Origin of the sequence: Bacillus methanolicus MGA3 (assembly GCF_000724485.1) — a bacterium.
GTDB classification, from domain to species: domain Bacteria; phylum Bacillota; class Bacilli; order Bacillales; family Cytobacillaceae; genus Bacillus_Z; species Bacillus_Z methanolicus_A.
This window is the reverse complement of record NZ_CP007739.1, coordinates 704,116-725,116: the sequence shown is the minus strand read 5'-3', so window position 1 is coordinate 725,116 and position 21,001 is coordinate 704,116. Positions and strand designations below refer to the sequence as shown.

Below are 21,001 nucleotides of genomic sequence, written 5' to 3'. Positions count from 1 at the left end.
AGGTAGAAACAAAGCGGGACTTGCCCCTAAAAGGAATTTTTTAAGAACCTTATTTATTAATCAAGGAATTTCGTATAAAATATTTAACGTTTGGACAATTCCTTGGATAACTAATTGGAGGTAAACATATGGTTTTCAAAAAGAAGGACAAGTTTGCTGTTCTTTTGAGCAACATAGCAAATAACTTAAAGGATGCTACAAATTATTTTGCGGATTACAAGCTAAAAAATGTGAGCGATTTAAAGATTTTTTCAGAAAAAATGAAGGAGTATGAATCCAAAGGAGATTCGTTTGTACATGAAGTCATTAAAGAATTGAATAATACGTTCATCACCCCAATTGAACGTGAAGATATCCTTCATTTGGCAATGAGCATGGATGATGTATTAGACGGATTGGAACACTGCGCTGCTTTATTTGAAATGTATTCGATCACAAATGCAGATGATTACATGGTCAAATTCGTAGATGCGCTAAGAAACTGTTCTATTGAGATTGAACAAGCTGTTGATTTGCTATCGACTAAGAAATTGCTTAAGATTCGAGACCATGCGATAAAAATCAAGGATTATGAATCAAAATGCGATAACATTCAGCGCCAGTCTATTAAGTATTTGTTTTCAATCGAAAAAGATCCTATTCGGCTCATTAAATATAAGGAAATTTACGAAAACCTTGAAGATATTGCAGATAGCTGTCAAGGAGTAGCCAATACTCTTGAAACCATTATTATGAAAAACGCATAAGGAGCCTTAAACATGGACGGAATATTCATTTTAACCATATTAATTGTCATTGGTGCCCTTGCGTTTGATTTTATTAACGGCTTTCATGATACAGCCAACGCAATCGCTACTTCGGTTTCTACAAAAGCTTTAAAGCCACGTCAGGCAATCTTTCTTGCCTCTGTCATGAACTTTTTGGGTGCCATGACTTTTACAGGTGTAGCAAAAACCATTACGAAAGATATAGTGGACCCTTTTACATTGGAAAACGGATCGGTCGTTATACTGGCCGCACTGATTGCAGCAATTTTCTGGAATTTAATTACTTGGTACTATGGAATTCCTAGCAGTTCCTCTCATGCCATAATCGGTTCAGTTGCAGGAGCCGCGATTGCTGCGGCTGGATTTAATTCATTAAATTACGCAGGGTTTATAAAGATTATCGAGGCATTAATACTTTCGCCGATTCTTGCCTTTGCTGTGGGATTTATTGTTTACAGTATTTTTAAAATTGCTTTTAAGAATCTTAATTTAACAAAGACAAATAGAAACTTTCGTATCTTTCAAATCTTTACTGCTTCATTGCAAGCCTATACCCACGGTACGAATGATGCCCAAAAAGCTATGGGAATTATCACAATGGCCCTTATTGCGAATAATTATGTATCATCTGCAGAAATACCATTATGGGTTCAATTTTCCTGTGCATTAGCAATGGGGCTTGGAACATCCGTTGGTGGTTGGAAAATCATTAAAACTGTCGGTGGTAAAATAATGAAGATCCGCCCTGTAAATGGGGTTGCTGCTGATTTAACAGGTGCCATGATTATTTTTGGAGCAACGTATATTCATTTGCCTGTCAGTACGACCCATGTGATTTCATCTTCCATTCTCGGCGTTGGTGCAGCCCACCGTTTGAAAGGCGTTAAGTGGGATACAGCGCAAAGAATGCTTGTTACGTGGATCATTACTTTGCCAATTTCAGCCCTTCTGGCCAGCATTACGTACTTTATATTGAATATCTTTTTTTAAGAAGAGCCTGACCCAGGCTCTAACTTTCTTCAAAGCTCGCCTTTTCGGCGAGTTTTTTTATTTTAAGTTAGTTCTTATGTGACTTTTTTAATGACTACAGTCACTTCTTTAGACCTACCTAATTTATTACAATTCTTTTTAACAGGGGCCAGACCCCTAAGTCTCAAGTCTGAGTTAAAAATAAAGCTCAGGCTTGTTATTGAAAGAAATTTGCAAAAGTAAGATGAAAACGTAGGAGGAGGAAGCGAGCAGAAGGCGTGATATCTATTTCATTCAAAAACATGGGACGGTTCATTATTTTTTCTAAATTTTTCTATTAAAGGAGTGTTTTTAATGACTTGGTTTACAAAATGGTCTTTTAACAACAAGGCTGCTGTCACTATTATGTCAATTCTTATTTTATGTTTGGGGGTTATCAGTTATTTTACTCTTCCTATGGAATTTCTCCCTCCTGCCGACCAGCCTCAAGTATCTATTGTAGTAATGGGTCAGGGTACCGACTCAAATACAATGGAAAAACAAGTAACTTCTCCGATCGAAAACGCTGTTATCGGAGTAAAGGGGAAAAGCAATATTTTTTCCACAACCGGAGATGGTTATTCGAAAGTCGATATTTTATTTGAATCAAAAACAGATATGAAAGAAGCAAAACAAGAAGTTCAAGAAGCTTTAAGCTCGTTAACCTTACCTCAAAATGTATCAAAACCAATGGTCGTTCAGTTAAACACATCAATGATTCCAATTGCGCACGTGGCTGTGACTTTTAAAGAGGGTGTAACTCCAGATAACTTGGAGTTTGCAAAGAAAAAGATCGAACCCTACTTTAAGGATATTAAGGGCGTTGCAAGCGTGCAAATGTACGGAGTTGTCAATTCATATGTATCCGTTAAGCTTGATAACAAATTAATGGCTCAAAAACATGTATCTCTCCCAAATGTTATGAAAGTTCTTCAGGGGCAAAACACGGCCTTAGCTGTTGGTGAAAAAGTCATTGACGGCAAATCGAGCAATATTAAAGTGGTAGGAAATATTGACAATCTTCAAAAAGTAAAAGATTTATCGGTAGGGCCGAACGTAACACTGGGTGATATTGCAAAAATTACAGTTGCTAAACCAGAAGATACCATGACACGAATTAACGGGAATGATGGCTTATTATTCATTGTAACAAAAGATAGCACCTCTAATGCAGTAAGCATCAGTAAAAAAGTAAAAAAAGCTGCTGATCAAATTAATAAAAAGTATGAGAATACGGAAGCAAAGGTTATATTTACTACAGCTGAAATGGTTGAAACGTCCGTGCATTCGATGATTAAAGAGGTCTTGCTAGGTGCACTGTTTGCAACGATCGTCATTATGCTTTTCTTGCGGAATGTCCGCGCCACTTTTATAACGATCGTATCGATTCCATTATCGTTAGCCTTTACTTTGTTCTTGCTTAACAGGTCGGGGGTAACACTAAATATTCTAACGCTTGGAGGTGTCGCTGTTGCCGTAGGGCGGCTTGTTGATGACAGTATTGTTGTCATAGAGAATATTTTCCGGAAAATGCAGCAAGAAAAATTTTCTGTACAAATGGTCATCGATGCTACAAAGGAAATGGGATCAGCAATAACTTCTTCAACTTTAACAACAGTTGCAGTATTTTTGCCAATCGGTTTGGTTGGTGGCGGCCTGCAAGATTTCTTGCTGCCATTTGCCTTAACGGTCACTTACTCCCTTCTTTCTTCATTAGTGATTGCCTTAACGGTCGTTCCACTAATGAGTGCCGGTTTATTAAAAAATACAAAGCTTCCGGAGCACAAAAATCCTGTTAGATTTAAAAAACTTGTTATTTGGTCCCTAAACCATAAGTGGGTTGTTTTATCTTTAGCATTCTTGCTATTCGCAGGTTCAATCGCTGCCTACTTTATTATGCCAAAAGGAGCAGTCGACAATTCGAATGCTGAATTTATTGAAGCAACCCTAAGTTATCCGAATGATACGCCAATAGAAAAAGTAAAAGAGAAAAGCCTCAAGCTTGAGAAATATATACTGGCAAAAGATGAAATTAAATATTTGTTTTTGCACATGGGTAACAGTGCTGATGCTGCAAAATATGGCGAAATTGGTTCTCCAACTGAATCAAGTTTTATGATTGTTTTAAAAGATAAAAATGATACCGACAAAGTCATAAAAGAACTTAAGAATATAAAAAATGAGTTTTCTGATGCTGATTTCAAAGTAGGCGCAGGCTCTTTAATGGACAATTCAAAAACAACAATTACAGTGGATGTAGTCGGAGAAAATCTTGGAGACCTTGAAAAAACTGCGAACAAAATAAAAGATTCTATAAAAGATATCAATGGAGTTGAAACGGTATCAACCAACCAGGACGAGAAAAAGACTGTCTACTCTCTAAATGTTAATCCTGCCAGGGCAAATACTGAACAAGTTGCCCAACAATTGGGAGTGATGATGAATCGCACCCCTCTTGGTACAATGGAATTAGAAAAACAGAATACAAACGTATTTCTTGAACCGGTTTTAGATCCAAAAACACCAAAGGATCTAAAAAATGTACAGATTATGACGGATTCTGGCATCGTTCCAATCACACAAGTTGCCACTCTGAAAAAAGAGGAAAAACCAACCAATATATTCCATAAAGATGGAGATACGTATATCCGTGTTTCCGCTGCTGTTGATCCAGCTAAGTTATCAGAGATCACAAAAGAAATGAACTTGAAAATTTTTGGCGACAAGAAAAAAGATGGAATAGATATTCCAAATGGAGTTGACGTGTATATAGGAGGAGCGAGTACTCAACAAGCAGACGACTTTTCAGATCTATTTATAACAATGCTCGTATCGGTCGGAATTGTCTTCTTAATCATGGTCATTACCTTTAAAACGATTCGTGCTCCGATTTCCATTTTATTCTCCTTGCCGCTTGCGGCAATCGGTGCCATTTTAGGTCTGCTCATCAGCCGAATTTCCGTCGATGTAACTGCATTACTTGGCGCCTTAATGCTAATTGGAATCGTCGTCACAAACGCAATTGTATTATTAGATAGAGTGAAACAAAATGAAAAAACAATGATCATGCGCGATGCCATTGTTGAAGCATCTGTAGTAAGAATGCGTCCAATCATGATGACTGCCGTAGCCACAATCTGTGCCATGCTTCCGCTTTTATTCAAAAAAGCAGAAGCAGGAAGCCTGGTTTCTCAAAGCCTTGCCATTGTAGTTATCGGCGGCTTAGCTGTTGCAACATTGTTAACACTCATTGTCATTCCTGTCGTTTATGAATTGCTTCACTTTAAGAAATCAAAAAAACAGCGGCAAAGAATAGAAACTCCCGCTGAAAACCTAAGTCTTTAAGTTTAAACAAAAACGGGCCTTTGCCCGTTTTTGTTATTATTATACAAACTGCCAAACACATTTTTCTGCGATGTCATAACCGATAGGAGCAAGACAGTCACCTATATCTTAAATTTCATTTTAATTATATTGGCTCTTTTTAATGTATCAAAAACGATCACGAGTGCAGGCCCAAGGATTACACCGACGACCCCTAGCAGCTTAAAACCTATATAAAGACTAATAAGCGCTGCAAGCGGAGAAATTCCAAGGCTTGTTGAATATACTTTTGGTTCAATAATTCTTCGGACTACGGTAATAACCAAAAACAATACGATTAAACCAATTCCGAGAAATTGGTTGTTTTGCAGGATCGCAATGACTGCCCATGGGACAAGAACGGAACCTGTTCCAAGTATTGGCAATATATCGACAATTACGATCAACAAAGCTAACAAAGCAGTATATGGCACTCTTAATATGGACAAGCCAATAAAAGCCATAAAAAATGTAAGCAAACTTAATATAATCTGAGCTTTAATAAACCCAATTCCGGCTCTGTATAACTGGTTGGCAACTAAATATACTCTCCGCTTCGTTTGTTCTTTTAGATGTATTTCCACTTTTGCTTTCAAACGAGGCAATTCGAGGCTGATTAAAAATAAAGCAATTAAATAAATTAAAAACTCAATTAAAAAACCCGGAATCGCTGTTAACAGGTTAACCGTATTTTGAATAACCCCATGTAAAAATGTATCAAGTGAATTGATGCTGTTTTCTAAAGTTTTTTCTATTGAAACGATAACGTCTTTGGGCAAATTTTTTGAGTAGAACTCCCATTTCCGTATTAGAGGCCGGATGACAGAAACATAAAAGCCCTTCATAAAATTTGGCGTTTTTCCTGACAAAGCAACAGTCTGCTGGGCAATAATCGATATTAAGTAATAGCCGATAACAGAAATTAACAGGACATAGCTCATAAAAACAATAATCACAGACTGTAATCTGTTAAAACGTAATTTGGTCATTTGCCACTGTACAAGTCCCTCAAGCATGACAGCGGTAATAAAAGCAAAAATTAACGGCAGACTGTAAGGGACTAAAAACAGACCGATAAGAACAATAATAGAAATCCATAACCATTTTTTCCACATAACCAAAATCTCTCCGCTCCTGGATAATCATAGAGTAAATGTATCAAAAAAATATGTGAAAGTCACCTTTGAGCAAGTAATCATTGTATAAAACTCACGATCTGCAGGAGGTTTCTAAAAATGAGTCATATTTTAAAAGGAGAACTAATAAGACCATTACAAATAAAAGCTAGCCCTTTGGAAAGACAGTTTTATGATATCCCCACTTTGGAACTTGCAAAATCTTTGCTTGGCTGTCTTTTAATAAAAGAAACCGAGGAGGGAGTTGCTTCCGGCTTTATAGTTGAAACCGAAGCGTATCTTGGTCCTGAGGACCGCGCGGCACACACCTATAATAACCAAAGAACAAAACGGACAGATGTTATGTTTCGGGAATCAGGACTTGTCTATACTTATGTCATGCATACCCACTGTCTTGTCAATATCGTCAGCGGCGGTCCGGAAAAACCTGAAGCTGTTCTCATCAGGGCGATAGAACCTTTTACAGGAATAGATTTGATGAAAAAAAGACGGGGTATGGCAGATATCAAAAAGCTCACGAACGGCCCTGGAAAACTGACAAAAGCGCTAGGCATCTCTATGGAAGATTACGGCCATTGTATTGCTGAACCTCCTCTGTTTATTTCAAAGGGTTTTCAGCCCGAAGAAATATCTCAGGGTAAAAGAATTGGAATCGACAATTCGGGCGAAGCAAAAGATTACCCATGGAGATTCTGGATTACCGAAAACCCTTTTGTCTCAAGAAAAAACAACAGGTGACTATCACCTGTCGTTTTATAATTATGCATAAACCTTATTTTCTTCATTATTAAAAAAGCTTCTCATTGCGTGGAATACATCTGCTTTTTGCTTTAGGATATAATAGCGGAATTTTTCGTTTTTAATGTTTTTATATGCAGACATTAAAGTAGAATGGCGATTGTACTGATTCACTTCACCGTATCCAAAAATGTTGGATACTTTCATTAAATCTTCTACTAATTTCACACAGCGGGCGTTATCTGAAGTTAAATTGTCACCGTCAGAAAAATGAAAAGGATAAATATTATACCGTCTTGGATTGTATTTCTCGTCAATCAATTCGAGCGATTTGCGATATACTGATGAACAAATTGTACCGCCACTCTCTCCTTTCGTGAAGAAATCTTCTTCGGAAACGACCTTTGCTTCTGTATGATGTGCAATAAACTCAATTTCAACAGTTTCATATTTTGTTCGCAAAAATCTTGTCATCCAGAAGAAAAAGCTTCTGGCCATATACTTTTCCCAAATTCCCATCGAACCGCTAGTGTCCATCATGGCAAGCACAACTGCCTTAGAATCGGGTTTAACCACTTCATTCCAAGTTTTAAACTTCAGATCCTCGCGATAAATCGGATGAAATGCCGGTTTTCCGGTCATCGCATTTCTCTTAAAAGCAGTCATCATTGTTCTTTTTTTGTCAATGTTTCCCATTAAACCAGTTTTTCGAATGTCGTTAAATTCAATGTTATCAACTAAATGTTCATCCTGCTCCTTTTTTTGCAAGTTTGGAAGTTCTAATTGCTTAAACAATGCTTCTTCAAGTTCCATTAAAGAAACTTCAGCTTCAAAATAATCTTCTCCAGGCTGATCGCCGGCTCCTTGCCCTTTACCAGGGCCTTTTTGATCACTGGAACCGTCACGGGCTACTACGTCACCAATTTGACTGTCTCCATCTCCTTGGCCAACATGTTTATTTTTATCATAGTTATACCTGATTTTGTATTCATCCAAAGAACGAATTGGAATTTTTACCACATCTTGACCATTTGACATAATTATGCTTTCTTCTGTAATGAGATCTGGAAGATTATTACGGATCGCTTCCTGGACTTTTTCCTGATGCCTCTGTTGGTCATCGTGACCTTTTCGATGGAGGGACCAGTCTTCTTTTGAAATCACAAACGGATGGTTATTTGCATAGGTCATTTAAAACCCCTCCTATTAAAATACTCAATTTCTTGCACACACAAACTCATCCATGCATACAATATCGCGAGTGTCGAATGAAAGATGGGAAACGTTTATTACTTTATCCTATGCAGTTCAACGAAATAATTTACAAATTATTTCGTTAATAAGACAATCGCCCAAAAATATCAAACAAGCCTATTTTCATTGTGTTATCATTCCTGAAAATAATCGATATTTCTCTGCACTCATTCAATATCAACTTTTTGGTCCACAACTGAGATTCACAGTCATTTTTCACCTATTAACATCTTAAAATTTTACATAAAAAGAGCTGACGCATCTTGTCAGCTCTCTACTTTTTATCTGTTCAGCAAACTTCCAACATAGCGCAGCAATTCATTTGCAGATGTAGAGTTGTAGCCATATTCGTCAATAAGCCGTGCGACCACCTCATTGACTTTCTTCAATTGCTGTTCATCCGGCGTTTTCGTTGAAGTCGTAATTTTAACAACATCCTTCAAATCCGCAAATAATTTTTTCTGAATCGCTTCGCGCAAACGATCATGTGAATTATAGTCAAACCGTTTCCCTTTTCGGGCATAAGCAGAAATTCTGATCAATATTTCTTCTCTAAATGCTTTTTTGGCATTCTCAGAAATTCCGATTTGCTCTTCAATCGATCTCATCAATTTTTCATCCGGATTAATTTCTTCCCCAGTTAATGGATCACGAAGTTTCACCTTATTACAGTAAGCTTCCACATTATCAAGATAATTATCCATCAGCGTTTTGGCTGATTCTTCATAAGAATAAACAAATGCTTTTTGAACTTCTTTTTTGGCAATTTCGTCATATTCCTTTCGTGCCAATGAAATGAAATTTAAATAGCGTTCTTTTAATTCAGCAGTTATAGATGGGTGCTGATCCAATCCCTCTTTAAGCGATCTTAAAACGTCAAGCGCATTAATAGACGGAATCTCTTTGCGAATAATCGTCGACGAAATCCGGTTGATGACATAACGCGGATCAATTCCACTCATTCCTTCATCCTGATATTCTTTTTTCAACTCTTCAACATCCGCTGTGTTGAACCCTTCGACACTTTCTCCGTCATACAGGCGCATCTTTTTGACTAAATCGATATCACCTTTTTTCGGCTCTTTTAACCGAGTTAAAATTGTAAACATCGCCGCTACCTTCAACGTATGCGGAGCAATATGAACATTGGACACATCACTTTCGCGTATCAATTTCTCGTAAATTTTCTCTTCTTGTGAAACTTTAAGATTGTAAGGGATCGGCATCACAATAATCCGTGAATGGAGCGCTTCGTTTTTCTTATTTGAAATGAACGAGCGGTATTCCGTTTCATTTGTGTGAGCTACGATAAGCTCATCAGCTGAAATTAACGCAAATCGTCCAGCTTTAAAATTTCCTTCTTGGGTTAACGAGAGCAAATGCCATAAGAACTTTTCATCACATTTCAGCATCTCCTGGAATTCCATCATTCCTCGGTTTGCTTTGTTCAACTCCCCGTCAAAACGGTATGCACGTGGATCAGATTCTGAACCATATTCCGCAATTGTTGAAAAATCAATGCTTCCAGTTAGATCTGCAATATCCTGGGATTTCGGATCAGACGGGCTGAACGTCCCAATTCCGACCCGTCTATCTTCGGAAAAGAAAATTCTCTCAACTAATACATCTTCAATTCTTCCACCATATTCTTTTTCAAGTCGCATCAAATTAAGCGGCGATAAATTACCTTCGATCCGGATCCCGTATTCTTCGCTAAAATCCTGACGGAGATGATGTGGAATGAGATGCAGCGGATCTTCGTGCATCGGACAGCCTTTAATCGCATATATGGCTCCTCTGTCAGTACGGGAGTATGCCTCCAGACCTCTTTTTAACGCAGTAACTAATGTAGATTTTCCGCCACTGACCGGGCCCATTAATAACAAAATCCGTTTTCTGACATCAAGGCGCTTTGCAGCCGGATGAAAATATTCTTCTACAAGCCTTTCTAGCGCTTCTTCGAGACCGAAAAGTTGATTAGAAAAGAACTGATACTTCTTTTTCCCTCCAATTTCTTCGACTCCTGCATCTTTGATCATATTATATACCCTTGAATGTGCTGACTGGGCTACCCATGGCTTCTTTTTAACAATTTGTAAATAATCTGCAAATGTCCCTTCCCACTTTAACTTTTCATCTACTTCTCGAAGCATTTCAATTTTTCTTAAAATATCCATAAGGACCTCCCCCTGTATTTAATCAGAGACGATTAATATACTGTATGCACTTGGACAATTGAACATGCCTAAACTGTGAGAAATGTTGTGTATATCTTTTAAAAATCTACACAGTTTAGATTCACAGCCCTTTCATTTTGGGCTATAATAATTCTATGTAGCATTTAAAGAATATGAACTTTTCTACTGAAAAAAAGGAGGCTTACATAGATGGGTACAGTTTTAATTATAGGTGTAATCGTGGCTTTCCTTGCTGCGATCTTTACAGCTGGATACAATGATAAACCGGGGATAAATAAATAAAAAAACCGAAGAGCTCTACTAAAAAAGCTGCTGGTTCAGATTTGCCAGCAGCTTTTTCCTTTTCATCGAAGGTTCATTTTTTTACTTTGAACAAAATCTTTCATATACATTCTAGATTGTCTTTCAAGCATATTAGCTATTTGGCCGGTCCAAGTATCTTTTCGTTTGCCCATTGTTCTTTCCTGATAATAACTAGAAACTACTTGATCATAACTTTCTAATTGCTTCATATAAATTTCTGCATCCTGACAATATTCATTTTCATGGTATACATGTTCAAACGGAAGCCGCGGCTTCTTGGTTGTTTCTTTGTTTGGATACCCAACAGCAAGGCCGAAAAGTGGGATGACACGGTCTGGAGTTTTTAAAATTTTGCAAACTTGTTCAAGATTATTTCTAATGCCCCCTATGTAACAAATCCCTAATCCCATTGACTCTGCAGCCAAAGCTGCGTTTTGTGCCGCAAGCGCTGTATCAATTAAAGCAACCATAAATTTCTCCGTACTCTCGATCGAAGAGATGACATCTTTCCCAGTCATTTTCCCAACAACTTCATGACGGTAAAGATCTGCGCAAAAAACGAAAAAATGTCCGTTTAATTCAACATATGATTGGTTTCCGGCCAGTTCTGCCAATTTCTTTTTCTTTTTCTTATCCGTCACGCCAATGATGGAATATGCTTGAATATAGCTTGATGTTGAAGCAGACTGGGCACTGGAAATAATAATCTTGATTTGTTCTTCGGTCAATGGCTCATCTTTAAAGCTTCGTACAGATCTGTGGTTCAAAATCGTTTCGATCATTTCATTCATTATTGTTCTCTCCCCCTTAAAAATTAAAATAAAAGACCCGGTTTCACTCGGGTCTACTTTAATCCAGGATAATTTTGCTGGCGAAGTGCTTCATAAATCAAAATAGCCGCTGTGTTTGATAAATTTAGAGACCTGACATTCTCGTTCATCGGAATGCGAAGACTTCGGTCCTTATTCTGTTCAATAAGGTCTTTCGGCAAACCGGTCGTTTCCCTGCCAAAAATAAAGTAGTAATCTTTGTCCATACTGCTATAATCGAAAGTAGTATGAGGTTGTATACCAAATTTTGTCAAATAGAAGAATTCTCCACCTTTATTCTTTTCGAAAAACTCCTCTAATGAATCATAATAAATCACTTTTACAAATTCCCAATAATCAAGTCCCGCGCGCTTCAACATCTTGTCATCAGTAGAAAAGCCGAGCGGGCGAATTAAATGCAATGTTGTATCAGTTGCTGCGCAAGTCCTGGCGATATTCCCAGTATTGGCCGGTATTTCTGGTTGATATAAAACTACGTGCAGTGCCACATTTTTCACCTCATATTTTAACTCTAAGAGTTATTATACCACTCTTCAGTTCCCATACAAGAACGCAAATCTCAACCGGGATTTCCGGGCAATTTTATGGGTATAAATGCTTTATCAGTCATCAGCGATCGAATAAAATTTATATTTAATATTTGGAGTATACGCTGTGGAATCTTCGTACGCCCAGTAGCGCATCCTGCAGTTATAAGTATGAGCATTAACGAGCGGCATCCCATTGACATCTTTTCCTGTCACCATTGTATTATGGTCAAAACGTCCATCACCCTGAAAATCATAACAGATAACATCTCCCAAAAGCAGTTGGTCCGGACTTTTGACTTCCTTTGCTCTGAGTCCCGTTTTGGCCCGTGACAAATACAGGCGAAGGGAATTAGCGACAGTCCAGCTATAGCTCCAATTATTATTTCTCATCCACCAACCGTTTGACCTGTTAGGAAATCCTGTCATTGGAGCTCCGCCTGCATGAAGACACTGGGAAATGAAATTGGTACAATCAACCTCAAATTTTTTATATGCGGGATTATAATCATTCCACCATCTTTCCGCATATTGAACAGCTTTCAGACGGTCATACTGATATGACATTCGATCAGAACTGTTTGCCTGATCAGTTGGAAGCAAGTCTTCTTCCGGTACAGAAGGTATTTGAATATCAAAAGGATTGATCTCATGGTCTTCTACTAAAATACCTTTATAAAAATTGGCATTCCTTTGTTCAATTTCTTCTTCTAGAAAAAACGTATCTTTTTGTTTCGTCAAGTATTTAAAATGTACTTTATATAAGACTTTCGTCATATCATTTGCTTCATTTCTTGAAATTATTTTGCCTCTTGCTTTCGCTTTTACGATCTCCGCTCCTCTTTTTAAAAGTGTTTCTTTTTTCTTTTCAATCTTTAGACATTTATTTTTGCCATTCTTATGTGAAACACATTGCTGAACCCGCATTTCTAATAAATTTTGCAACTGTTCCCGCACTTTTTTCACTCCTCTCATAATCATTTTTATGAAGAAGAGTGCAATATAAGTAAGTTTTTAAAAAAGAAAACAGGAATGACACCATTCCTGTTTCAACTACATAATTCTATCCCCTTTTCGATCTCGTTTAAAACTTCTAAATCAGCTTCGGTTTCCTTAGCCTTCAAAAGAGCATTTTTAGCATTTTCTCCACCAATTTTTCCAAGTGCCCATGCTGCTGTTCCGCGGATTACCGGACGAGGATCTTCATTTAAAACTTTTATGAGATCATTTACAGCCGTCTCATCTTTAAAATGAGCCAGTGCAATAATCGCGTTTCGTTGGATCGGTTTTTTTCCTCGCCAAGAACCTGACACATGACCATATCTCTCTTTAAATTCTCGGTTACTTATGTGGAGCAAAGGCTTTAATAAAGGTTTTGCAATCTCGGGATCTGGTTCCATTTCAGGATGAAAGTGAAAATCCTTACCTTTGTTCTCCGGACATACAGTTTGGCACGTATCACAGCCATATAGACGGTTCCCAAGTTTTTCACGAAACTCTTCTGGTAAAAAACCTTTTGTTTGGGTCAAAAATGCAATACAGCGCTTTGCATTTAACTGTCCTCCCTGAACAAGCGCTCCAGTCGGACACGCTTCCACACATTTATTGCATGAACCGCAACGGTCTTCCATCGGTGTATCCGGTTCAAAACGAATATTAGTAATCATTTCTCCAAGGTATACATAAGAACCAAATTCAGGTGTGATTATTGAACAGTTTTTTCCGCTCCATCCAATTCCGGCTCTTTGTGCAACAGCCCTGTCTACTAATTCTCCCGTATCAACCATTGATTTAAATTGTGCTCCCGGTACCTTTTCGGCAATAAATTCCTCAAGCTTTTTTAAACGATCCTTCAAAATGATATGGTAATCTGTTCCCCATGAAGCTCGGCAAAAAATTCCTCTTCGTTCTCCCTTTTTGCCGATCACACGTTCTTTCATTTTTGAAGGATATGCCAGAGCAATCGAAATGATGGATTGTGGGGAATCCATTAAGAGAGAAGGGGTGACCCGTTTTTCAATATCCTGCTCTTCAAAGCCAGACTGATAATTCAGTTCCTGTTGGATCCTCAGGCGATTTTTCATTTCAGTAAATGGACTGGCACTGGTAAAGCCGATCTTATCGATACCTATCGTCTTGCTGTATTCGATGATTTCTTTTTTTAATAAACGGACATCCATGATTGTCCCTCCTTTCCTTCTTAAAGTTGATCTATCATAAAAATCATGATTATTCATGCAATGCTTAATATGTTAAACTATTTTTAAGAAAATTTGGAGGTGGAACGTTTGGAAATTCATGTCTCACCAGAGCTCTGCGCTTTAGTCCCCGATTTTAAAGTCGGTGTTATCTATTACCATGGGATTGAAGTCGGGCCTTCCCCGCAAATGGTAAAAGGCAGACTTCAACTCTTTCAAGAATCAATATTTTTTGAACTGGAATCAAAAAACATAACTGAATTGGACGGAATTAAAGAATGGAGGCAAATCTTCAAGAAAACAGGCAAAGATCCAAATCGCTACAGGCATTCGGCTGAAGCCCTTTACCGAAGAATTAAGAAACAAAATTATTTACAATCTGTACATAGCGCTATTGATATTAATAACTTCTTTTCTCTTCAATATCAAGTTCCAATTGGAATTTATGATACAGATAAATTGTCTGGAGATATTACCATACGACTTGGACAAGGAAATGAGGAATATACCGGCCTGAATGGAAGGAAGAATTCATTGCACAATTTGATTATTTCTGCAGACAATATAGGGCCGTTTGGCAGCCCTTTTGTAGACTCAGAACGGACGGCTGTTGATATTCATACAAAAAATGCTATTCAAATTATTTATTTACAGCCTTCTATTGATGATTCCAGCAAACATAAATTAACAGAGTCTCTTATGAAAATGTTCGTCCAGATTCATGGTGGTGAATCACATTATAAAATTGTTGGATGCTAATCAGCGTCCTTTTTAATTGCAAAAGAAAAAACGCAACGCCTCGTTCTTTTTGAAACGAAACACTGCGTTGATACCTATGTATGGAGCGGGTGATGGGAATCGAACCCACGACATCAGCTTGGAAGGCTGAGGTTTTACCACTAAACTACACCCGCGCAGCAAAATATGAAAGAATTTGTCGAATGAATTCTCAAAATAAAAACAGGCAGGACCTGAGAATTAATTGTATATCATTGAACTGACTTTTATATAATACACATTTTTTTTATAATCGTCAAGGAGTTTTTGTCGAATTTTTTTGTCCTCAAAATAGTAATAATCATGCGGCGCTAACTCAAAAACAAAAGGTCAGACCCCCCAACATAACATATGGAAAAGCACGAATAATACAATTCTAAATATTTTCATTGTTGAGGAAGTCAGCCCTTTTTTTCATTTATACGCTTAAAAAATGACGTTCAAAATGTTTTCATGCCATTCTTGGCTCTGATCATATGCTTAAGTTTTCTCTTCGGAAAGTTCATTTTATGAATTCTTACAGCAAACATGAGGTATTTACAAAAACTACTTTCTTCTCAATAAAATTTTTCGTTTAAATCGAAATTCCCTCCACCATACCGGAATTCTAAAAAAGGTGCTCATTAATAAAATAATACATACTAACACAGCTGCTGACTTTTCAGCAATTTCCTTTGCATCGGGGACCAATGCTTCGGATTGTACATACCATAAATAGACGGGAAGATTTCCTCCTGGTGACAGTAAATTGAAATCCCACATTTCTCCAGAAGTTCCGGTTCCGCCTGCGAGCAAAATAACTGCCGATTCTCCGAATGCTCTGCAAGCTGCCAAACTGATACCTGTTACAATCGCGGATAAAGCAGCTGGAATAACAGCTTTGATAATCGTTTGTGATTTCGTTGCTCCAAGAGCATAAGATGCTTCTCTCACATCAACCGGTACCGCACGTAATGCTTCCTCTGTCACACGCGTTAATACCGGCAAATTAAGCAGTGATAATGCAACGGATGCTCCAAGAATTGTCAATCCAATTTGGAACACATCAACAAATAACACATACCCGAATAATCCAAACACAATGGACGGTACAGATGCCAAACTTTCCACACATGCCCTTATGACTTCCGTTAACCGATTATCAGACGCATATTCAGCCAAATAGATCCCAGATCCTATACCAATTGGCAATGAAATAATTTATGAAAACAAGTATGGTGCGGCTATTTTTATTATTGGAACCTTCTCTTTAACTGGGTTGACGATGCTGTTTTCTGTTCCAATATCGTTAGCTTTCGCTATTTTCATTTCCGAGATTGCACCAGAATGGGTTAAAAAAATAGTAAGATCGATGTTGGAGTTGTTAGTGGGAATTCCCTCTGTTATATATGGCTATCTTGGATTGACCATTTTAATTCCTTTTTTAAGAGACGTGACAGAGGCATTAATGGGAGATGGATTGCTAGCTGCATCACTTGTATTGACCCTCATGGTACTCCCGACTATCACTAGGATAAGTGATGACGCCATTTCAACGGTGCCTGAATATCTAAAGGAAGGTAGTTATGCTCTTGGGGCAACTCGCTTTCAAACCATATTTCGAATCATTCTTCCGGCTGCTAAAACAGGAATTTTAACTGCTTCGATTTTAGAAAAATTCTTTTGCGGGTACATCTTTAAAAACAAGTAATCCAGTTTTTCCGATAAAAACTGTAATAGCCAATAGTACTATTCCGAGTAATAAAGCACTTGAAAAACAAATTATTTTAAATAAATGATTTTTCAAATAATTACGTTTTAATTGTTTCTTTAATAAATCACCTGCTTTAATTGACGGCGGGTGAAATTCTTGTTCTATTTTTGCCATAATTCCTCCATATAGTATGAAAAGGAGGGTAACTATAAGTGGTCTGAACCATTATGAGTCACCCTCAATTTCAATTTCTTTTTTCCCTGCAAGAGGTTGCTTATTTCACTTTGTAAATAGGTATAAATTTTAATTTCTTTAGTGATCCATTTTGGAATTTACTGCTTTGGATATATTTAATAAACTCAGCATCTGCCCCTTTAGGAGTTCCTTTTGTCAATAAGTATCCATAGCCCCAAACCGGATATTTACCCTTGATCACGTTTTCAGTAGTAGCAGCTACGCCGTTATAACTAACCGCTTTAACATTTCCTTTTACATATGCTAAGTCGATGTAGCCGATCGCGTTAGGATTTGATTCTACAGCAGCAAGCATTTCACCGCTTTTCCCGACTTCTTTGTAATTTTCTCCTTTTGTCATAAACTTTGCATTCTTTAAAGCTTTCATCTGATAATTAACACGTGTACCTGAACCGAACTTTCTATTCACTACAACAATTTTTTCATTTTTTCCGCCTACTTGTTTCCAGTTCGTGATTTTTCCAGAGAAGATACCTTGTAATTGAGCTGTTGTTAAATTTTTGACTGGATTTGATTTATTAACAATAGTTGCGAATGGAATTACTGCAATTTTATGGGCTTTTAATCCTTTAAAAGCACTGAAACCTTCAACTGGTTTTGTAGCATCCCAGTCACACGCACCGATTGTAGCAGCACCATTCAATACAGACTGTGGTCCGGCAATAGAGGACGAACCTGAGACAACCACCGATACCTTTGGATGGGTTTTCCTAAATTCTTTTGCTGCTTGCTGTGTTAATGGAAGCAATGCAGTAGATCCGGCAATCACTACTTTTCCTGATACTCTCGATGAAGCCTCTGCAGAATGAGTAAAGCTTGAAAATGAGAATCCAAAAATTGTTACAAAAGCTAAAATTGTCAAAGCAAGTCGTTTAATCAAATTCATGGTAAATCTCTCCTTTATTTTTTAGTTATTTTGTTACTGCTTCAAAATATCCATTTTTGATGATGAATACTTTTGTACCTTCTTGACCAGGTGCTGTTACGGCAATCAATTTTCCGTCCTTGGAAACTGAAATTGACTGAAGTTCCATTTTTGTATGGGCCAGTTTTGTCAGTTTCTTACTATCCCGATCCATCTCATACAGAACATAATTGCCGTCTGTTTCAGCAACTAAAAGCATTATTTTTCCTTGCGCAGTCACTGTACTAGCGATAATCTCTTTGTTTGAAAGCAATGAAGTTGTTTTTCGTGCTGTATCGATCATGGTAAGTACAGGAGATTTATGTCCTTCCACATCATAAGCAACATATACTACATTGCCATTTTCTAAATATGCTGGAAAAACTTTATTTTCGGCTGTTGCAGTCAACTGTTCAGGCTTAATTTCTTTCTGTTTCAAATTCAGTTCAAATAATTGAACTTCAGTATCCTTTACATCAATGTCTTTCACATCAGAATTATCATCTGTAAATTCGGTTTTTCCTTCTTTTCCAACTGCGTAAAGGATCTTTGTACCATCAAAAGAAAGGTGCAAATCATTTTTATAAGCCAGTCCATCTTTATAAACCTCTGTAATTGTGCCGTCTTTGACGTTCAGTGAGGAAATCTTATCGCTTTTATCTCCTTGAATAAAATATACCTTTTCTCCATCTGGCGCCCAAACAAACTCAAATTTCGGGGAGTCATCCTGATCATTTATCTTCTTCACTTTATGAGTAACAAGATCAACAATATAGACAACACCAGTTTCATCAGAATAGATTGCTTGTTTCCCATCTGGAGACACAGAAAGGTCCGTACCATTTATTTTGGCAATAGCCTTTTTACTATTAACGTCTACTAAATAAGAAAGTGCTCCTGTTTCCGTTTCATTTGATACTAAAAGTGTTGACTTGTCAATCCATACTAGATTAAATGTTTCCCCACTTATTAGTCCTGATATCGAAACAAAGAGGCCGTTTTGTACAGGTATCACGTCTCCGCCAAGTACCAGCACTAAATCATATATATCGGCATAGGCTTGGTTCTTTAAAATAATAGGAAAAGAACGTAGTTTTACGGTTTTTCCTTTCAAGATTGCCGAACTTTGAGAAAGTTTCAATTGAATAGTTTTTCCGTTTTTTTTAATTAGAATTTGCTGATCCTTTGACATGCTTGTAGAAGCTGAAAACAGTTTTGCAATGTATTTAACAGAATATAATAATTTTCCATTCACTTTTAAGACTGGCACTTTCTGTTGTTTTCCTTCTACATTTAAAGCACCCGTTTCAAATTTAATAGATCCATTTGTTGAAATAAGAAGATTCTTATCAACAATCGAATCTCCGCCCAACAATTGGATGATAGGCTTAGCATCTACGAATAACGATTTTCCAACCAATTTCGAAGAAGCTCCAAGCTTTATGCTCATAGTAAACCGAAATTCAGAGAAAGAACTTAAATTTTGACAATTGGAACCTGTAATTAGCGGTAGAAATTTTGAGTTGATAACTATTAACTGGCAGGAAAAAACAGTCTTCAAAATCAAAATAAAACGAGTGGTCTTATTTATTGGCTGTATTAAAAACACGATATTGATTATTCCCTTTCTTGTTAGGGAAAGAATAATGGAAAACGGATAAGGAGAAAATGTATTAAGATTTTTTCCGACATGTTGGGATTTCCTTATTAACATCTTTACTAAGATTGGGTGGCAATTATGTGGTTTCTATATGTTTCAATTGTCGTATTTAATTTGACGGCTTTTTTGGTAAAAAAAAATTTACGTCCAATTGAATTTTATGCAAGTATTTTATGGGGTTTATTTTGTTCTGAGATAGTCGATAGAATTACTGATAAATATGATATGTATGGATTTTTCGAACCTTATTTTATAGAGCCAAAGACTTTTTTGTTTGTTTTTGGAATATACCCTGCTGCAACTATTCTTATTATCAATTGGTATCCCTTTAATCGTTCATTCATTATTAAGTTTTTTTACATTATGGCTTGGTCTGTCTTTTCAACCTTTTACGAATGGCTAACGTTAAAAATGGGATACCTTTACCATCACCATTGGAATATATGGATTTCTGCTGTTTCATATCCTTTTTTATATGCTGCGTTATTAGGACACCTGAAATTTTTTCGCTGGTTAGAGCATAAATAGACGAGAAATAAGGTCACCTGGGCATACACCTGCCCATGAAGCGAGGTGTTTAGCTAATTTGAATACAGAGATATCGACACCCATCTCGGCAATAAAAGTGGCGGCTGCTAGTTAATTGACGCCCGGAATTGTATCTAAAGTGCTATTTCTTTTCGATAAGGAATCAATTGTCTTTCCAGGTAAATCATTTGGTTCCAATGGTAACGAAGCATATCCTCGATGATTAATCCGGTCGTTTATGGCTTGTCATTAGTACAACAACCGCCAGCTCACCGTGATCTGCCACATTATTGAAAAACTACTACAGTATTATTTCGGCTTGCGGACAGTGTTTGCTAAGAATTTTCATGAATTCATCTCTATCTTTTGGAGAAATGAGTACCATGTTATTTTGACTGTATACAATCTCAAGTCGTTTTAATGACAAGGCAGGGCTTGATAATGGATTCATCGATTTTTTAACCGATTTAATCGTGTTTAATGGAATAATTTTTTTAAATGGCCCATACTTGATAACCAAGTTGCTTTCGTCTAATACATAATATGTCGTCAGCCACATCCACAACAAAAAGACAGGAAGCATAACAGTAAAAATTAATACAAACACAAAATCAATAAGATTAGACTCTTCAAAAATGAGTGCGTAAACACCGCTTCCTATAGCAAATAGCATCGCTCCCCAAATGATAATGGTTAACCACCAATCTTTTTTAGAAGGGAACTTCATGATTTCACCTCCAAATTTGCTCGTTATTTTGTTATAACAGAGCTTATATTTTTAAATTTTTTAAGAAGAAATAATCATGAAAGTTCCATATATTACCTTTCGCTTTCTTTAACAAAACATTCTTCATTACATCAA

At 37.1% G+C, this 21,001-nt stretch carries 18 protein-coding genes, 1 tRNA gene and 2 pseudogenes; 7 read left to right on the top strand and 14 right to left on the bottom strand.

What is annotated here, in order from left to right:
- Positions 1 to 128: 128 nt before the first annotated feature.
- From BMMGA3_RS03650 to BMMGA3_RS03640, 3 genes are all read left to right on the top strand, one after another.
- Positions 129 to 746 carry a DUF47 domain-containing protein gene (locus BMMGA3_RS03650; protein ID WP_004433269.1) on the top strand — a complete coding sequence of 206 codons (618 nt, stop codon included), beginning with the start codon at positions 129 to 131 and terminating at the stop codon, positions 744 to 746.
- Positions 747 to 758: 12 nt separating this feature from the next.
- Positions 759 to 1,757: an inorganic phosphate transporter gene (locus BMMGA3_RS03645; protein ID WP_004433267.1), complete on the top strand. Its 999-nt coding sequence runs from the start codon at positions 759 to 761 to the stop codon at positions 1,755 to 1,757.
- A gap of 333 nt (positions 1,758 to 2,090) precedes the next feature.
- Positions 2,091 to 5,120, top strand: coding sequence for an efflux RND transporter permease subunit (locus BMMGA3_RS03640; RefSeq protein WP_004433265.1), 3,030 nt, complete (start codon positions 2,091 to 2,093; stop codon positions 5,118 to 5,120).
- 101 nt (positions 5,121 to 5,221) lie between these two features.
- On the opposite strand, the gene ytvI is transcribed toward BMMGA3_RS03640, so the two are convergent.
- Positions 5,222 to 6,253, bottom strand: coding sequence for a sporulation integral membrane protein YtvI (gene ytvI / locus BMMGA3_RS03635; RefSeq protein WP_034669272.1), 1,032 nt, complete (start codon positions 6,251 to 6,253; stop codon positions 5,222 to 5,224).
- 120 nt (positions 6,254 to 6,373) lie between these two features.
- On the opposite strand from ytvI, the gene BMMGA3_RS03630 reads away from it, so the two are divergent.
- Positions 6,374 to 7,012, top strand: coding sequence for a DNA-3-methyladenine glycosylase (locus tag BMMGA3_RS03630; RefSeq protein WP_004433261.1), 639 nt, complete (start codon positions 6,374 to 6,376; stop codon positions 7,010 to 7,012).
- 21 nt (positions 7,013 to 7,033) lie between these two features.
- Here BMMGA3_RS03630 and yhbH read toward each other — a convergent pair whose 3' ends face one another.
- From yhbH to queG, 6 genes are all read right to left on the bottom strand, one after another.
- Positions 7,034 to 8,203, bottom strand: a complete 1,170-nt coding sequence (gene yhbH / locus BMMGA3_RS03625; protein WP_038502039.1) for a sporulation protein YhbH — start codon at positions 8,201 to 8,203, stop codon at positions 7,034 to 7,036.
- 344 nt (positions 8,204 to 8,547) lie between these two features.
- Positions 8,548 to 10,443, bottom strand: a complete 1,896-nt coding sequence (locus BMMGA3_RS03620; protein WP_004433259.1) for a PrkA family serine protein kinase — start codon at positions 10,441 to 10,443, stop codon at positions 8,548 to 8,550.
- A 365-nt stretch (positions 10,444 to 10,808) separates the two neighbouring features.
- Positions 10,809 to 11,558, bottom strand: coding sequence for an oxygen-insensitive NADPH nitroreductase (nfsA, locus tag BMMGA3_RS03615; RefSeq protein ID WP_004433255.1), 750 nt, complete (start codon positions 11,556 to 11,558; stop codon positions 10,809 to 10,811).
- A 53-nt stretch (positions 11,559 to 11,611) separates the two neighbouring features.
- Positions 11,612 to 12,094 carry a tRNA (uridine(34)/cytosine(34)/5-carboxymethylaminomethyluridine(34)-2'-O)-methyltransferase TrmL gene (gene trmL, locus BMMGA3_RS03610; RefSeq protein ID WP_155815520.1) on the bottom strand — a complete coding sequence of 161 codons (483 nt, stop codon included), beginning with the start codon at positions 12,092 to 12,094 and terminating at the stop codon, positions 11,612 to 11,614.
- A gap of 105 nt (positions 12,095 to 12,199) precedes the next feature.
- A complete protein-coding gene (locus tag BMMGA3_RS03605; RefSeq protein WP_004433252.1) occupies positions 12,200 to 13,081 on the bottom strand; it encodes an amidase domain-containing protein in 882 nt (293 codons plus the stop codon).
- A 92-nt stretch (positions 13,082 to 13,173) separates the two neighbouring features.
- Positions 13,174 to 14,304, bottom strand: a complete 1,131-nt coding sequence (gene queG / locus BMMGA3_RS03600) for a tRNA epoxyqueuosine(34) reductase QueG (protein WP_004433250.1) — start codon at positions 14,302 to 14,304, stop codon at positions 13,174 to 13,176.
- Positions 14,305 to 14,412: 108 nt separating this feature from the next.
- Between queG and BMMGA3_RS03595 the strand changes: the two genes are divergently transcribed.
- Positions 14,413 to 15,081, top strand: a complete 669-nt coding sequence (locus BMMGA3_RS03595) for a B3/B4 domain-containing protein (RefSeq protein WP_004433249.1) — start codon at positions 14,413 to 14,415, stop codon at positions 15,079 to 15,081.
- 81 nt (positions 15,082 to 15,162) lie between these two features.
- On the opposite strand, the gene BMMGA3_RS03590 is transcribed toward BMMGA3_RS03595, so the two are convergent.
- A tRNA-Gly gene (locus BMMGA3_RS03590) sits at positions 15,163 to 15,236 on the bottom strand.
- Between the two features lie 409 nt (positions 15,237 to 15,645).
- A pseudogene (gene pstA, locus BMMGA3_RS03585) lies at positions 15,646 to 16,299 on the bottom strand (phosphate ABC transporter permease PstA); the annotation flags it as partial.
- 64 nt (positions 16,300 to 16,363) lie between these two features.
- Here pstA and BMMGA3_RS16720 point away from each other — a divergent pair.
- On the top strand, positions 16,364 to 16,789 hold the full coding sequence (locus BMMGA3_RS16720) for a PstC family ABC transporter permease (RefSeq protein ID WP_004433243.1): 426 nt from the start codon (positions 16,364 to 16,366) through the stop codon (positions 16,787 to 16,789).
- Here BMMGA3_RS16720 and BMMGA3_RS03575 read toward each other — a convergent pair.
- The 3 genes from BMMGA3_RS03575 to BMMGA3_RS03565 form a co-directional block, all read right to left on the bottom strand.
- Positions 16,748 to 16,966: a hypothetical protein gene (locus BMMGA3_RS03575; protein ID WP_004433242.1), complete on the bottom strand. Its 219-nt coding sequence runs from the start codon at positions 16,964 to 16,966 to the stop codon at positions 16,748 to 16,750. The two genes, BMMGA3_RS16720 and BMMGA3_RS03575, sit on opposite strands and share 42 nt — an antisense overlap.
- 100 nt (positions 16,967 to 17,066) lie before the next feature.
- Complete coding sequence (locus BMMGA3_RS03570; protein ID WP_004433240.1) at positions 17,067 to 17,933, bottom strand: phosphate ABC transporter substrate-binding protein; 867 nt, start codon at positions 17,931 to 17,933, stop codon at positions 17,067 to 17,069.
- Positions 17,934 to 17,958: 25 nt separating this feature from the next.
- On the bottom strand, positions 17,959 to 19,371 hold the full coding sequence (locus BMMGA3_RS03565) for a stalk domain-containing protein (RefSeq protein WP_004433238.1): 1,413 nt from the start codon (positions 19,369 to 19,371) through the stop codon (positions 17,959 to 17,961).
- A 318-nt stretch (positions 19,372 to 19,689) separates the two neighbouring features.
- On the opposite strand from BMMGA3_RS03565, the gene BMMGA3_RS16715 reads away from it, so the two are divergent.
- Complete coding sequence (locus tag BMMGA3_RS16715) at positions 19,690 to 20,139, top strand: CBO0543 family protein (RefSeq protein WP_004433236.1); 450 nt, start codon at positions 19,690 to 19,692, stop codon at positions 20,137 to 20,139.
- Here the strand turns inward: BMMGA3_RS16715 and BMMGA3_RS18715 are convergent.
- Together BMMGA3_RS18715 and BMMGA3_RS03555 are read right to left on the bottom strand one after the other, a co-directional pair.
- Positions 20,125 to 20,235, bottom strand: a pseudogene (locus BMMGA3_RS18715) (transposase); the annotation flags it as partial. The gene BMMGA3_RS16715 and the pseudogene BMMGA3_RS18715 overlap by 15 nt on opposite strands.
- 205 nt (positions 20,236 to 20,440) lie before the next feature.
- Positions 20,441 to 20,866: a PH domain-containing protein gene (locus tag BMMGA3_RS03555; protein ID WP_004433232.1), complete on the bottom strand. Its 426-nt coding sequence runs from the start codon at positions 20,864 to 20,866 to the stop codon at positions 20,441 to 20,443.
- Positions 20,867 to 21,001 lie beyond the last annotated feature (135 nt).

What these genes read in the sequence shown, in the direction of transcription:
- BMMGA3_RS16715 (WP_004433236.1), top strand. Translation starts at nt 19,690, where the DNA reads ATGTGGTTTCTATATGTTTCAATTGTCGTATTTAATTTGACGGCTTTT.
- queG (WP_004433250.1), bottom strand. Translation starts at nt 14,304, where the DNA reads ATGGATGTCCGTTTATTAAAAAAAGAAATCATCGAATACAGCAAGACG.
- nfsA (WP_004433255.1), bottom strand. Translation starts at nt 11,558, where the DNA reads ATGAATGAAATGATCGAAACGATTTTGAACCACAGATCTGTACGAAGC.
- BMMGA3_RS03620 (WP_004433259.1), bottom strand. Translation starts at nt 10,443, where the DNA reads ATGGATATTTTAAGAAAAATTGAAATGCTTCGAGAAGTAGATGAAAAG.
- BMMGA3_RS03645 (WP_004433267.1), top strand. Translation starts at nt 759, where the DNA reads ATGGACGGAATATTCATTTTAACCATATTAATTGTCATTGGTGCCCTT.
- ytvI (WP_034669272.1), bottom strand. Translation starts at nt 6,253, where the DNA reads ATGTGGAAAAAATGGTTATGGATTTCTATTATTGTTCTTATCGGTCTG.
- BMMGA3_RS03555 (WP_004433232.1), bottom strand. Translation starts at nt 20,866, where the DNA reads ATGAAGTTCCCTTCTAAAAAAGATTGGTGGTTAACCATTATCATTTGG.
- BMMGA3_RS03575 (WP_004433242.1), bottom strand. Translation starts at nt 16,966, where the DNA reads ATGGCAAAAATAGAACAAGAATTTCACCCGCCGTCAATTAAAGCAGGT.
- BMMGA3_RS03630 (WP_004433261.1), top strand. Translation starts at nt 6,374, where the DNA reads ATGAGTCATATTTTAAAAGGAGAACTAATAAGACCATTACAAATAAAA.
- yhbH (WP_038502039.1), bottom strand. Translation starts at nt 8,203, where the DNA reads ATGACCTATGCAAATAACCATCCGTTTGTGATTTCAAAAGAAGACTGG.
- BMMGA3_RS03640 (WP_004433265.1), top strand. Translation starts at nt 2,091, where the DNA reads ATGACTTGGTTTACAAAATGGTCTTTTAACAACAAGGCTGCTGTCACT.
- BMMGA3_RS16720 (WP_004433243.1), top strand. Translation starts at nt 16,364, where the DNA reads ATGCTGTTTTCTGTTCCAATATCGTTAGCTTTCGCTATTTTCATTTCC.
- BMMGA3_RS03570 (WP_004433240.1), bottom strand. Translation starts at nt 17,933, where the DNA reads ATGAATTTGATTAAACGACTTGCTTTGACAATTTTAGCTTTTGTAACA.
- BMMGA3_RS03650 (WP_004433269.1), top strand. Translation starts at nt 129, where the DNA reads ATGGTTTTCAAAAAGAAGGACAAGTTTGCTGTTCTTTTGAGCAACATA.